Genomic DNA, 255 nt, shown 5'->3' on the forward strand with positions numbered 1-255 from the left:
TGTGCGCAGTGAGCCCGACGATCAGACCGTAGTCGCCAGTGTGGAACTGCGATTTCAACGCCGTGGAGATCAATGGCAGGTATGTCAGGAGATCGACGATCTCGGCGACCGAACCAGCGCTGATCAACGGTGAACTCAGGGGCCCGAACGATGTCAACTGGGCCTGCTCGGCAAACGCAAGTCCGAGTCGAGTGGCGTGGGCGATATCGAGTTCGGGATAGACCTCCCGAAACCACCGTATCGGTGCCTGGACGT

At 59.6% G+C, this 255-nt stretch carries 1 pseudogene; it reads right to left on the bottom strand.

Annotation, left to right across the window (positions count from 1 at the left end):
* A pseudogene (locus MTX35_RS25550) lies at positions 1 to 255 on the bottom strand (AraC family transcriptional regulator); the annotation flags it as partial.

The organism is Rhodococcus sp. ARC_M12, assembly GCF_022810385.1.
In the GTDB taxonomy this organism is placed as follows: domain Bacteria; phylum Actinomycetota; class Actinomycetes; order Mycobacteriales; family Mycobacteriaceae; genus Rhodococcoides; species Rhodococcoides navarretei.